The sequence below is a fragment of the Chitinimonas sp. genome (genome assembly GCF_036568685.1).
Taxonomy (GTDB): Bacteria; Pseudomonadota; Gammaproteobacteria; order Burkholderiales; family Chitinimonadaceae; genus Chitinimonas.
Map to the genome: position 1 here is coordinate 1 of NZ_DATCSC010000035.1, position 11,854 is coordinate 11,854.

The window sequence follows — 11,854 nt, forward strand, 5'->3', positions numbered from 1 at the left end:
CGCCAGTAGCTCACCATTGAAGCTAGTTACCGCGGCTCCTACTTGGCGGGAAAGGCAGGCGGAGTTCCTTGCAGCGGATGCAGCTGCATACATGGCGGTTTCTTCTGGGGTAGGCGTTATAACGGCGCTGCGAAATATAAGATCAAAAAAGCGCCGAAGTTTCTCAGTAATTTGGCCGAGTGCCTTACCTTCTAAAGGGCCAACAACAGGGTAGTCAGTTCTTAAGAAGAAGTCGGCGCGGGGGAAAGTATCTCTGACTCGCTGGCCATGAGAAAATTCTTCGCCAGAGTCTGTGTCAATTAGCTTATTAATTTCCTCTGGTTTTAGATAACCAGGCTTGGCTAGATTTGTACTTCTGATTTCCAGAGGGGAGAATACGCCTATAAAAAATAGCGCCTCGCCGTAAATGAGTTGCAATAAGTCAAGTTCCGCCTTGTTTTTTACCGAATCAATAATGTGACAAATTCTTTGATTCTTTATCTTTTTTGCGGACTCAATCCCTGCCTCCCCCGCCACATCCTGAAACTCACCATACTTTCGCTTCCTGTCGGCGCTGATTTTAGCAATGGCGAGCTTGGCAAGTATATCGCTACCGTATGTTGACCGTAGTTCATCACCAATATCTATGAGCGACTGTATTTCGGAGAATTTTGACGTGGTGTCGAGAGATTTCTTTGTCTTGTCGCTATTAATTCTTATTAATGAGCTGAGTCGAATGCATTCGGTAGAATAACCAAATTCTCCCAAAATATTTGACATTTGTACTGCTGTTTCATGGAGGGGGGATCCAATGGGGCCGCAGAGAGCTATTACTAATTCAGGAGTGAGGCTGCCATATGCCTCGCCAGTTGCATCAATCGATAGATTTGTTTGAGAGTCATTGGCTGCATGTGCAGCAATTTTTAAGCTGGTTGTCAAGCTTCACTCCAATCAGATTTATTTTAATAATGTTAATTGGTGCTTTAATATTAAGTGCCTAGTCAAGTGTCTGTAAGACTAACGCTGTTTCGCTTATATGGCCAGGCCTTGATGCGAGGTCTCTGAGTGAACTTACATTGCATCCCAAGTATGTTTGCAACACGTCGATTGGCTATGCACTTGCCGACAATTTATGACAAGAACATTTTTTCAATGCCGTGGCTGCTTCTGTAGCTATCTAGAGCTAGTGTCTGGGCTGGTTTGGGTTGTGGATAACTATAAGATTTCTTGCTGCAAGCACCACGTGTGAATACGCTGTACTTGTTTATCATTGAGTGGTTTGGGCTTGTCGGATGTTGCCTAACAACCACACTGTGCTGTTTCTTTTTTTGAATAACAGCGAGCTTGGTTCACTGCCGATCTAAGGGGCTCTTCAGTTTGGAAAACAACTCTCTGCTATAGAGTTGAAATGGCAAGGACTAGAACCTGTGCGCACGCAAACGTAAATTGGGGTCTGGCTATGTATTTTGCACGCGTCTACACGATGAAAAATATAAAGCCTAACTCCAAGTTATGAAGGAACTGACCCTAAACCTCTCTATCCGTGACGCCAGGCCTGCGCATCACGAAACCGAAGGTTCAACCTTCTTTAGCGTCCCCGCCCGATCCAGCCGGTACCGCGCAAAGTCTTCGGCAATGGCGAGGTTGCCGTCATAGTGTGCGGCAGCTTCTGCCTGGATATCGCCAATAGAGGGCGAGCGCGTCAGGTCTGATTGATAGCGTGCGCTAAAGTGCGTGAGCACCAGATTGGGCAGCTCGGCCGATTGCGCGAACGAAGCAACGGCCGCGGCCGTGCTATGACCGACGTCGCCGGCCTTGCTGCCGACTTCCGCTGTGTAGGTTGCTTCATGCACTAGCACTTGCGCTGATTCGCAAGCCGTCGCCAGCAACGCCGGCGTATCGTTGTCGCCGCCCACCACGATGCGACGCAGTGGGTGCGGGTAGTGAAGAAAATCTGCGCTCCGTAGCATCTGTCCGCCGAACGCCACGTCCTGCCCTTTCTTGAGCTGCCCCCACAATGGGCCGGCCGGTATGCCCAGGGCTGCCAAGCGAGCCGTGTCCAGGCTAGGTTCCTGCCCCGTTTCGGTGAAGACGTAGGCATAGGAAGGCACGCGATGCGATAGCGGCACCGCTTCTACCCGCAACTTACCGCCTTGCCAATTATCAAGCGTTTCCACCGCGACGAAATTCAACTCGTAGGGCAGGTAGAGCTCGCTGAAGGCTCTGGTCGCAGCAATCCAAGCTTCGACGGCAGCAGGCGCGACCAGCGTCAGTGGGTGCTTACGGCCCGACATGGCCGCACTGGCCAGTAGCCCCGGGAGGCCATAGCTATGATCGCCATGTACGTGGGTAATGAAGATGGCGGCAAGATCGTTGACCGACAGTGGGGTGTGTAGAAGCTGATGCTGCGTGGCTTCGCCGCAATCGACGAGGTACCAGGCGCTGCCCGACTCTTCAAGCACGGCCAGGCCGGTCACGTTGCGTTGCTTGGTGGGCACGCCGGATGAGGTACCGAGAAAGAGAAGATCCATGCTCGTTTGGTGAAAAAATTCCGCGGGAGAGCATAGCACCGGGGCTTCCGACTATCCCGCCAAAACTATCGCCTTCGTCGTTTCACCCGAGTCATGCCGATGCTTGTTCTGCCGTAAGCGGACCCGCAACCAGCGGCGCCGCTGTGGCGCCTGCTGGCTAGTCGTTCAGGCGCGTGCCTGCCTCCTACCTTTGGCCATATACGGCAGCGCAAACAGGTACAGCCCGGAAACCAGCTGCAGAAAGAGCGGTGGCAGCGGGGCGTAGGTTAGCCACATCGGTGGCTCACCCGCTACTACACCCCGGTAGGCGAAGTTGGCGACGACGGTCAGCGTGAACACGATGGACAGCCAGCGGTGGCTTTGTTGCATCCCGCGGGCCCAGCTCATTTGCCGCTCCTGGATTGAATCATCTTCCATCCATTGCCGGACGGATCACGGAAGCCGGCATCCACCGTGCCGTAGCGATCAACCGGTTCCTGGGTGAACTCCACGCCCTTCTTGCTCAGTCGCTCGTAGGCAGCACGGCAGTCGTCCACCACCAGTACCAGCGGCGGCATGGCGCCTTTGGCGACGACTTCGGCCAGGGTCTTGGCGGTCGCCGGGTCGTGCATGGGCGGGCCGGGCTTGAAGAGACCGAGTTGAAACGAGGGCTGCTCCGGGTGCTGCACCGTGAGCCAACGGTAGTCGCCGTTGCGCACATCGGTGTGGACGCGAAGGCCCAGCTTTTCGACGTAGAACAGCAGTGCTTCGTCTTGATCGCGTACGTATACGCCGACGACATCTATGCCTTGAGTCATGTGACCTCCTTTGATTGAGGCTCCATTGTCTCCATGGTCTGCTGTCGCCGCTTCTCCGAAACTGCTATTTGCAGGTCGGGGCGGTGGGCGGCGCGTACCAAGCACTCGGGCACCTGTTCCCGTGCATGAGGCGCTGTTTGATGGCGGGCCCGCAGGCTGCCCGGACTCTCACCGGTGATGTCGTTGAAGATGCGCCCGAAGGTGCCCAGGCTCTTCCAGCCGGTCTGGAAGGCGATTTCGGTAATGGGCAGATCAGTATCGCGCAGCAGCGCCACCGCCCGCTCTATGCGCCGGGTGAGCAGATAGCGATGCGGCGGCAGGCCAAAGGCGGCCTTGAAGGAGCGGGCAAAGTGCGCCGCCGAGACGGCGCTGACCTCGGCCAGGCGCTCAACGGGCCACTCCTCGTGGGAGGCGGCGTCCATCCTATCCTTGGCGCGCAGCAGCCGGCGCAATAGTTCGGGGCTTTGTGACAAAGACACCATGCATCCTTTGCGTGCGGGGGGTAGCCAAGTTTTACGCTTGCGCCATTAGAATGCGCGGCCCTACATTGGGCTCCCCCGGCTGACGTGTAAGCCATCCCAGTTTCACCAGCTAAGATCAAGTCCGGTGCCGGCGTAGTAGGCCCCAGTCTCGCACACGCTATTCCTCCGACAAAACCTGATATGGATCCGCTGATTTCCATCATGGCCCTGGCGGCCAATCTCCCTTTCATTGCCATCAGCTTTGCCATCGTCGGCAAGGGTAACCGTGACCTTTGGCTGCTCGTAGGGCCGTTGCTCTACCTCTGTCTGCTCTTGCTCTATTGGCTTATCGACAGCTTGCTACCGACGCAGCCCACGATGTTGCATTCGCTGCTGCAGTTCAGTGCGGTGACACTCATTCCGGCCGCCATCCTATACGGGGCATTGATCTTCAAGCGCTACCTGGCGAAGCTGAGCAAGCAGAACACCTAGGTAAGCGGCGCCTTTTCACGGACCTCCGCCGTGCGTGCCCTGTGTGCTGACAAAGTCTGGCCAGGGTGATGGCAGTAAACCGATTGCTTACTGATTGCGCAGTGCGTAGCGATCACCCCACGGCCACAGCACCTACAAGAGCCGCGGCTTGTAGGCAAGCATCACGGCGATGACGGGAGCGGAGCCCGCCAGCAGCATCAGCCAAACCAGTATCGCCATGGATGGCCGGTCTGCCTGGAAGCACAGCAAGGCGGAGATAAGGAGGCTGGTCACGCCCAGCGCGCGTAGGGTTGCGCCTTGGGGCCATAACCCCAGGTGACGCGGCCCAGACCGTGGTTCCAGGCGACGGGGTCCGGTCGGAAGGTGTAGTCGGGGTGGTCGGCCTGCACGCGCTGGATCAACTGCGCCACCTCGCCATAGCCGTTTGCTACGCCAGCATAGTCGGCAACATAGAACTGGCTGGCATAGACCACGGTGAACTTGGCCGGCCAGTTTTCCGGATTGTGGTCGTTCCAGATGTCGAAATGGCGGTCTATCAGTGCCTGGACGACGGCGATATCTGGGGCTGTGGTAGTCATGTGTGGATCTCCTTTGCGTGGTGGGGCGGCCCAGGCCGTGCCCGGGCCCGGGCCGCCCGGCGATCAGACCTGGGCCATGCCACCGTCGACGAACAGTTCGATGCCATTCACAAAGCTCGCGGCGTCCGAGGCCAGGAAGGCTACCGCCTTGCCTATCTCCTGCGGCTCACCCAGGCGGCCCAGCGGTACCTGGCTGGCCAGGAAATCGTAGAGGCCCTGGCGTGCTTCATCGGGCACCAGGCCACCCAGGCCCGGGGTGCGGATGGGGCCGGGGCTGACCACGTTGACGCGGATGGCGCGGTCCTTCAGGTCCAGCGCCCAGGAGCGGGCGAAGTTGCGCACGGCGGCCTTGCTGGCGCTATAGACGCTGAAGTTGGCGGTGCCCTGGACGGAGGTGGTCGAGGAGGTCAGGATCACCGAGCTGCCATCGCGCAGCAGCGGCAGGGCCTTCTGTACCGTGAACAGTACGCCGCGCACATTGGTGCCGAAGATGCGGTCGAAGTGTTCTTCGGTGATGGCTCCGAGCGGCAGCATGTCGCCACCACCGGCGTTGGCGAACAGGATGTCGAGCTGGCCGGCCTGCTTGGCGATCTGGGCGTAGACGGTGTCGAGCTCGCTCAGCACCGAGGCGTCGGCACGGATGCCGGTGGCGGCGGGGCCGATTTCGGCCACGGCGGCATCCAGCTCGGCCTGGCGGCGGGAGGTGATAAAGACCCGGGCGCCTTGCTCGGCCAGCTCCTTCGCGGTACCCAGACCGATGCCGGTGCTGCCGCCGGTGACCAGTGCGACTTTTCCATTGAGTGGCTTGTTCATGATTTGCTCCTTAGGTGCGGTAAGTGGATTTGCCTGCCCTGCTGCACTGGTGTTGCTGCAGGGCGCAGGCGCACTTTAGGACTGCGGACTTTTTGGAAAAAGTGTGTAAGATCGAAATGACTATCCATGTATGTGGATAATTATCCGATCAAGCGTTGCGAGGCAAAGATGGACCAGTTGGTAGCGATACGGGCCTTTGCCCGGGTGGTGGAGGCGGGTAATTTCACCCGCGCGGCCGATACGCTGGATATGCCAAATGCTACCTTGAGCAAGCTGGTGCAGGAATTGGAAGCGTACCTGGGGGTGCGGCTGCTGCAGCGGACCACCCGGCGGGTCACGGTGACGGCCGAGGGGCAGGACTACTACGAGAAGACGGCACGCATCCTGAGGGAGCTTGAGGATGTCGATACCTCTTTCAATATCGCCCGCAACAAGCCACGCGGCCAGTTGCGCGTCGATGTGGGCGGCTCCACCGCGCGTGACGTGTTGATCCCGGCACTGCCGGACTTCCTGGCTATCTACCCGGATATCCGGCTGGAGCTGGGTGTCTCGGACCGGGCGGTGGATCTGGTGGGCGACAACGTTGACTGCGTCATCCGCGGCGGCAAGCTGGATGATTCCTCCCTGGTCGCCCGCCCGATCGGCCAGGCCAGCATGGTGACCTGCGCGACTCCGGGCTACCTCAAGCAATACGGCGTGCCGGCCTACCCGGAAGAACTGAAGAACGGCCACAAGCTGGTGAGCTATGTCTCCACCCTCAATGGCCGGGCGGTGCCGCTACGTTTCGAGCGCGACGGCATACTCAGTGAATTCAAGGTCGAGCACCGCATGGGTGTGAACGAGAGCAATGCCCACCTGGCGGCGGGCCTTGCTGGCCTCGGCATCATCCAGACCTTTGCCTATGCCGCCGGTCCCGCGCTCAGGAACGGTAGCCTGGTCGAGATCTTGCAGGCCTGGCGGCCGGCGCCCTATCCCTTCCACGTGGTCTACCCGCAGAACCGTCACCTGACGCACCGTTTGCGGGTGTTTATCGATTGGCTGCTTGAGTGCTTTCCGTCCCGGCTGGATGGCAAGCAACCCTAGATTCCTTCTGGCCATACTCGTTGCATTCATCGTTCCTGCAACTACACGGCTGAGGACACGGGCGAGGGATGACATGCAGGGCCCAGGCCGGCTATTTTCCCTATGCCCGTAAACGGGGTCGAATACAAACACGCCGGCAGGGCCGTCGTGTTTGTATCGGTAGGTGTTTGTTGATCTATTGAAATGGCTTTGAATTTATTAGGGGGAAATAGCGCATGGGTTTCTTGAGCAAGCTGCTTGGCGGGAATAGCAACGCAGAGATTACGCCTGTACCGCAGGACGCAAATTGGCAGGCGGTCTACCAGCAGCGAACCAGATTATTTGAGCAGCTTTTTGGTGCCATGCCGCCCAAGCTGCTGGGCGCGCCAAGCGCCGAGGGTGTCTGGCCTGGCGGCGGGCTGGCTTACATCCCCACCAGCGCCGGGGGGCAACCACTTTTTGTCTACTCGACCTTCGGTCTCACCAATCCCGATATGCCCAATGAGCTGGAACGGGCCAAGGCATCGAGTGCCCTCTTCGGAGGAAAAGCCAAGTTGCAGCGGAAGGCGAATCCTCCGCCCCGCACCGAACGGCCAGGCTACGGCTACGAGCTGGTCGTGCTCAGCAGGGAAAGCGCGGCATGGCCGCTCCTGACCCTGCAATGGCTGGTGGGGGAGATCCTGCTTGCAGATATGGATATCCTGGGCATCGTGGAGCAGCGGCAACACATCTTGATCGAGGAGATGGATGCGGGTGATGGAAGCAGCGTTAATCTAGTCATCAGCAAGGCGCGCGCACCCCTGCCAGACCACCTGTCCTTGCCCAACGGCAAGATGCAACTGCTGGTCCTGACGGCGATTACCAATGAGGAAATGGCCTGGGGGGAACGTAACGGACTCGAGAATTTGATGGTGCAGCTTGAGCGAGCGGGGCATGGGCAAATCAGCCTCCGTAATCGAGCGTCGTCGCTGAGCAGGGCTACAGCGGCCTGATCGGATAGGGATAGCCTGCTGCCGGGCTACGCCGGTGCTCGGCGCGCCTGCCGGAGAGCCAGAGGGCGGCCATGGTTTCCAGGGCCGCCTTTTGCTATGGCGGTCAGTTCCTTTTCCTTCTGCATGGCCTACGGGCTGGTTGTTTGCCGGCGCGCGTGGGCGCTAACCAACACTCAGGCCGGCCGGGATGGCCTAGCGGTCTGTGCTTCATCTTTCCTGCATCTGCTTATGGTCAAATGGGCACTTCTAGTCTGCAGACTGAAGGTTGCGTGCGCCCATGTCCGAGCCGGTATTCGACACCCCCGTGTTTATCAAGGCGCTGCAGGAATCCGCGGTCGACATCGTCCAAACGCCGTTCTTCTACAACGACGGTGGCTGGCCCACCTTTCTGAGTACCCTGCCTGACGGCCTGGTCCCCCTTACCCCCAGCCCGACCGATCCAGCCTTGGCTGCGGGTAATGAATACGCCGTACCCAGGCGCATGGGCGTCAAGTCCACGCCACCCTACGGCGTGCAGACCCAGCTGGCCTTTGCGGCAGAGGAGGTGGTGTATGCGCCGCTCTGGGCCACGCCCGATGTCGCGGCCGCCTTCGGTATCACCCTGGTCGAGCCGGGACAGGCGGTAGCGATCAGCAGCCCGGTGGTGGCGCTGCAGCAGATCGAATACGAATATGGCGTGTTCGCCGGGCACTGGTCGCCGTACCAAGACACCGCAAACGCACTGCTCAGCGTGGTGTGTACCGACCTGGAACACCACGACTTCCCGCACGTGTTCGCCTCCACCGACCCCACCAAACCCCTGGTCATCTCGGTGGGGCGCTACTGGCCCGAGCAAGGCCGGATCTGCCTGGCCGATCTATGGGTGCCGCGTGGCAGCGCGCTCTACATCCCGCCCAAGCCGGCGCTGGCGGGGCAGGCCTGCATAGACCTGCACAACAACCGCAACTCCGCCCGCGCCTGCTGGGGCGATATCAGGCAGGACAGCATCGTCACCCATACCTTGCTGCAAAACGAGGGTGGCTATTTCTACTGGTACTGGAACCCGGTCGCTACGGTCCACGAGCGGCCCGCCGACTTGATTTGAACCCATCGGCAACCCCAAGGAAAGTGCGTGGTAGCGCCACTATGAGCGAACTCGATATCGATAGCGCAGTATACAAGACCTTGCTGGAATCCACCCAGGCCATACCTTGGAAGATAGACTGGGCCAGCATGCGCTTTGCCTATATCGGCCCGCAGATAGAACCCCTGCTGGGTTGGAGCCAGGACAGTTGGGTCAGCGCCGAGGATTGGGCCATGCGCATACACCCGGACGACCGTGACTACGTGGTTAACTTCTGTATCGCCCAGTCCAAGGCCGGGGTGGACCACGAGGCCGACTACCGCGCGCTGACCAAGGACAATGGCTACGTCTGGATACGCGACGTGGTCCATGTGGTGCGCAAGCCGGACGGCGAGGTCGATGCCCTGGTCGGCTTTATGTTCGATATCAGCGAGCGTAAAAAGACCGAAGAGAAGCTTCTGAGCCTGCAGAAGGAGCTGGAGGCGTTGTCCTTCAAGGATGGGTTGACCGGCATTGCCAACCGTCGTCGCTTTGACACCAGCCTGGAGCTGGAGTGGGAAAGCGCCCGCAACAGCCAGCTACCATTGTCGCTGATCCTGCTCGACGTCGACTTCTTCAAGCAGTTCAACGACCTCTATGGCCATATAGAGGGCGACCACTGCCTGACCCAGATCGCCCAGACCCTGAACCTTGCTCTGGTCGGTCCCCGCGACTTGGCGGCGCGTTATGGTGGCGAGGAATTCATTCTCATGCTGCCGGAGACCGACCTGGAGGCGGCCATCAAGGTGGCTGAGCGCTGCCAGCGCCTGATCGAAAAGCAGGCCGTCCTGCATGAACAATCGGCGGTCAGCCAGCTCGTGACCGCCAGCATGGGGGTGGGCAGCATCGTGCCGGGCGAGGGTATGCACCCCACCGACTTTATCCATACGGTGGACAGGTTGCTTTATGCCGCCAAGCAAAATGGCCGCAATCGCATCGAGAAGATGTCACCGGCAGCTTGAACGGCCCCCCATCTCAGCGCTGTTGTTGCTCACGGTGCGCGATCAGCAGCAAGGCGACACCCGACGACGGGTGGTAGGGATCTGGCCGCAGTGCCAGCAGCCAGGGCCTGCAAGCGATATGGCCGACTCACCGGATAGGCGTTGCAGAGCAGCATCGACAGGGCGGCGATGCCGCGACTGACCCTACCGCGCTTCTTGTGCAGCCTGGCGCCGTCCCCGCATCGATGGCATTGCCGCTGCCGCTGTAGGTCTCGCCTATCTGGCCCGGTTCGGCGTCGCGTCATTATCGCTCTCCGTTTTTTGCGGCAGAACCTAACCGGCCTGGCGGGCAAACGCTATGCGCAGCGACGACACAGTATGTGCTGAGCGATGCCAAGGTGGGCCGCGTTGGCTTTGCGATGGGTGTGTCTGATGCGCGCAAACCCCGGGGGAAATATCTGTGGGCGTGGGCAAATCTGCTACAAGATGTGCATGACTCTCCCTCTCTTCATCCAGGCCCTGCGTCGCTTCGTCCCGTTGCTTGCCATGGGTCTGCACCTATCGGCATGGGCATCGTCATCAGCCAGCGAGCCAGCGCCCGAGTTGTGGCTGGGTAGCTGGGCCGCTGCGCCGCAGCCGGCCATGGCGGGTAAGCCGGCGCATTACCAGAACCAGACCCTGCGCCTGATCGTGCATACCAGCGCCGGGGGGGAGCAAGTCCGGATCAAGCTGGCCAATACTTATGGAAAGGTGCCGCTGGCCATCGGCAGCGTACATATCGCCCGTCGTCTGACTGGTGCCGATATCGACCCCGCTTCTGACCGGGTCCTCACGTTCGCGGGGCAGCCCGCACCAGTCATTCCGGCGGGTGCTACCTGGACCAGTGATCCGGTCGACCTCAAGGTGCCCGCCCTGGTGGACTTGGCAATCAGCCTGTTTCTGCCTGCGGCTACCGATGCGACCACCTCGCATTTCATGGCGTTACAAACCAGCTATGTCTCGACGGCTAATGGCGACGCGACCGCTGCTGCCTCGTTTCCTGTCGGCGGAGAGACCGCGTCCTGGCCCTTCCTGACTGGTGTGGAGGTGATGGCGGGCACGCACGGCGCGACGGTGGTTGCCTTTGGCGATTCCGTGATTGATGGCGATGGCGCAACTTCGGACAGCAATCATCGCTGGCCAGACATTCTGGCGCGGCGCCTACAGGCACAAGCGGGTTGGGGCGGCGAGGTCGGGGTGCTGAACCTGGGCATCATCGGCAACCGCCTGTTGCATGGTAGCCCGCAGGGGGCGAGCAACCCGGCCGGCCCGGCACTGGGCGAGGCGGGCCTGCTGCGTTTTGAGCGCGACGTGCTGCAGCAGTGCAAGGTGAAGGCCGTCATCATTCGCCTTGGTACCAACGATATTGGCTTGCCGGGTAACCTGGCACCCCGGCACGAGCGGGTAAGCGTGCGGGCCTTGATCGCAGCCTATCGGGAGCTGATCGCCCGCGCGCATGCACAGGGCATACGCGTGATAGGCACGACCGCGCCGCCCTTTGAAGGGACGGATCTCGCCCCCGGTTACTACACCGCGCGCAAGGAAGCACAGCGGCAGCAGTTCAATGCCTGGATGCGGCGCACCGATGAGTTCGATGCCGTGCTCGACTTCGATCGGGTCCTGCGTGACCCAAAGCACCCCCGCCGCCTGCTGCCGAGCTACGACAGCGGCGACCATCTGCATCCTAACGACGCAGGTTACCTGGCACTGGGGGAATCCATACCGCTAACGCTGTTCCGCGACTTGTCGGTCACCATCAACAATTGAAACGCCCACGCTTGGGTGATCGGGTAATTGCTAGTGCCTGCCAGTGGCTGATCTGGTGATGGCCTGAGCATTAGCCGCCAGTGGTGTTGCCCTGTAGGCGGCGGTACTGCGCGGGACTGCAGCCCTGGCCTGCAAGAAAGGCATGGCTGAGCGCGCTGCCGCTGCCATAGCCGCATTCATCGGCAATCTGTACCAGGCCCAGCCGGCTGGTGCGCAGCAGAAAGGCCGCCAGCTCCAGCCGCAAGCCGGCCACGTACTGCCGCAGATTCATGCCGGTAGCGGCCGCAAAGCGGCGTGACA

Annotated in this window: 15 protein-coding genes; 6 read left to right on the forward strand and 9 right to left on the reverse strand. The window is 60.1% G+C overall.

Annotation, left to right across the window (positions count from 1 at the left end):
- The 5 genes from VIM95_RS05860 to VIM95_RS05880 all read right to left on the reverse strand — a co-directional run.
- A partial coding sequence (locus tag VIM95_RS05860; protein ID WP_331983998.1) for a hypothetical protein occupies positions 1-918 on the reverse strand: 918 nt, incomplete at its 3' end.
- Between the two features lie 623 nt (positions 919-1,541).
- Complete coding sequence (locus tag VIM95_RS05865; protein WP_331984000.1) at positions 1,542-2,510, reverse strand: ribonuclease Z; 969 nt, start codon at positions 2,508-2,510, stop codon at positions 1,542-1,544.
- A 165-nt stretch (positions 2,511-2,675) separates the two neighbouring features.
- Entirely contained in the window at positions 2,676-2,897 is a 222-nt protein-coding gene (locus tag VIM95_RS05870; RefSeq protein ID WP_331984002.1) for a hypothetical protein, read from the reverse strand.
- A complete protein-coding gene (locus tag VIM95_RS05875) occupies positions 2,894-3,307 on the reverse strand; it encodes a VOC family protein (protein ID WP_331984004.1) in 414 nt (137 codons plus the stop codon). Before VIM95_RS05875 ends, VIM95_RS05870 begins: the two co-directional genes overlap by 4 nt.
- Positions 3,304-3,786 carry a helix-turn-helix transcriptional regulator gene (locus VIM95_RS05880; protein WP_331984006.1) on the reverse strand — a complete coding sequence of 161 codons (483 nt, stop codon included), beginning with the start codon at positions 3,784-3,786 and terminating at the stop codon, positions 3,304-3,306. The genes VIM95_RS05875 and VIM95_RS05880 overlap by 4 nt, the downstream gene beginning before the upstream one ends.
- Before the next feature lie 183 nt (positions 3,787-3,969).
- On the opposite strand from VIM95_RS05880, the gene VIM95_RS05885 reads away from it, so the two are divergent.
- Entirely contained in the window at positions 3,970-4,260 is a 291-nt protein-coding gene (locus VIM95_RS05885; RefSeq protein WP_331984008.1) for a hypothetical protein, read from the forward strand.
- Positions 4,261-4,392: 132 nt separating this feature from the next.
- Here the strand turns inward: VIM95_RS05885 and VIM95_RS05890 are convergent, their stop codons facing one another.
- The 3 genes from VIM95_RS05890 to VIM95_RS05900 form a co-directional block, all read right to left on the reverse strand.
- The gene (locus VIM95_RS05890) at positions 4,393-4,533 is read right to left on the reverse strand and encodes a DUF3325 family protein (protein WP_331984010.1); all 141 of its coding nucleotides are present in this window, start codon (positions 4,531-4,533) and stop codon (positions 4,393-4,395) included.
- Positions 4,530-4,838, reverse strand: coding sequence for a hypothetical protein (locus VIM95_RS05895; RefSeq protein ID WP_331984012.1), 309 nt, complete (start codon positions 4,836-4,838; stop codon positions 4,530-4,532). The genes VIM95_RS05890 and VIM95_RS05895 overlap by 4 nt, the downstream gene beginning before the upstream one ends.
- A 63-nt stretch (positions 4,839-4,901) precedes the next feature.
- Positions 4,902-5,651: an SDR family NAD(P)-dependent oxidoreductase gene (locus tag VIM95_RS05900; RefSeq protein WP_331984014.1), complete on the reverse strand. Its 750-nt coding sequence runs from the start codon at positions 5,649-5,651 to the stop codon at positions 4,902-4,904.
- 168 nt (positions 5,652-5,819) lie between these two features.
- Here VIM95_RS05900 and VIM95_RS05905 point away from each other — a divergent pair, with 168 nt between their 5' ends.
- The 5 genes from VIM95_RS05905 to VIM95_RS05925 all read left to right on the forward strand — a co-directional run bounded on the left by VIM95_RS05905 (position 5,820) and on the right by VIM95_RS05925 (position 11,554).
- Complete coding sequence (locus tag VIM95_RS05905; RefSeq protein WP_331984016.1) at positions 5,820-6,734, forward strand: LysR family transcriptional regulator; 915 nt, start codon at positions 5,820-5,822, stop codon at positions 6,732-6,734.
- A gap of 215 nt (positions 6,735-6,949) precedes the next feature.
- Positions 6,950-7,705: a suppressor of fused domain protein gene (locus VIM95_RS05910; RefSeq protein WP_331984018.1), complete on the forward strand. Its 756-nt coding sequence runs from the start codon at positions 6,950-6,952 to the stop codon at positions 7,703-7,705.
- 277 nt (positions 7,706-7,982) lie between these two features.
- Positions 7,983-8,789 (forward strand): hypothetical protein, encoded by an 807-nt coding sequence (locus VIM95_RS05915; RefSeq protein ID WP_331984020.1) that lies wholly within the window; start codon positions 7,983-7,985, stop codon positions 8,787-8,789.
- A gap of 41 nt (positions 8,790-8,830) precedes the next feature.
- Positions 8,831-9,769, forward strand: coding sequence for a sensor domain-containing diguanylate cyclase (locus tag VIM95_RS05920; RefSeq protein WP_331984022.1), 939 nt, complete (start codon positions 8,831-8,833; stop codon positions 9,767-9,769).
- A gap of 471 nt (positions 9,770-10,240) precedes the next feature.
- Positions 10,241-11,554 carry an SGNH/GDSL hydrolase family protein gene (locus VIM95_RS05925; protein WP_331984024.1) on the forward strand — a complete coding sequence of 438 codons (1,314 nt, stop codon included), beginning with the start codon at positions 10,241-10,243 and terminating at the stop codon, positions 11,552-11,554.
- Positions 11,555-11,624: 70 nt separating this feature from the next.
- On the opposite strand, the gene VIM95_RS05930 is transcribed toward VIM95_RS05925, so the two are convergent.
- A partial coding sequence (locus tag VIM95_RS05930; protein ID WP_331984026.1) for a helix-turn-helix transcriptional regulator occupies positions 11,625-11,854 on the reverse strand: 230 nt, incomplete at its 5' end.

Excerpts from the sequence above, each read along its gene's own strand:
- VIM95_RS05865 (WP_331984000.1), bottom strand. The coding sequence starts at position 2,510 with ATGGATCTTCTCTTTCTCGGTACCTCATCCGGCGTGCCCACCAAGCAA.
- VIM95_RS05870 (WP_331984002.1), bottom strand. The coding sequence starts at position 2,897 with ATGAGCTGGGCCCGCGGGATGCAACAAAGCCACCGCTGGCTGTCCATC.
- VIM95_RS05875 (WP_331984004.1), bottom strand. The coding sequence starts at position 3,307 with ATGACTCAAGGCATAGATGTCGTCGGCGTATACGTACGCGATCAAGAC.
- VIM95_RS05885 (WP_331984008.1), top strand. The coding sequence starts at position 3,970 with ATGGATCCGCTGATTTCCATCATGGCCCTGGCGGCCAATCTCCCTTTC.
- VIM95_RS05895 (WP_331984012.1), bottom strand. The coding sequence starts at position 4,838 with ATGACTACCACAGCCCCAGATATCGCCGTCGTCCAGGCACTGATAGAC.
- VIM95_RS05900 (WP_331984014.1), bottom strand. The coding sequence starts at position 5,651 with ATGAACAAGCCACTCAATGGAAAAGTCGCACTGGTCACCGGCGGCAGC.
- VIM95_RS05905 (WP_331984016.1), top strand. The coding sequence starts at position 5,820 with ATGGACCAGTTGGTAGCGATACGGGCCTTTGCCCGGGTGGTGGAGGCG.
- VIM95_RS05910 (WP_331984018.1), top strand. The coding sequence starts at position 6,950 with ATGGGTTTCTTGAGCAAGCTGCTTGGCGGGAATAGCAACGCAGAGATT.
- VIM95_RS05915 (WP_331984020.1), top strand. The coding sequence starts at position 7,983 with ATGTCCGAGCCGGTATTCGACACCCCCGTGTTTATCAAGGCGCTGCAG.
- VIM95_RS05920 (WP_331984022.1), top strand. The coding sequence starts at position 8,831 with ATGAGCGAACTCGATATCGATAGCGCAGTATACAAGACCTTGCTGGAA.
- VIM95_RS05925 (WP_331984024.1), top strand. The coding sequence starts at position 10,241 with ATGACTCTCCCTCTCTTCATCCAGGCCCTGCGTCGCTTCGTCCCGTTG.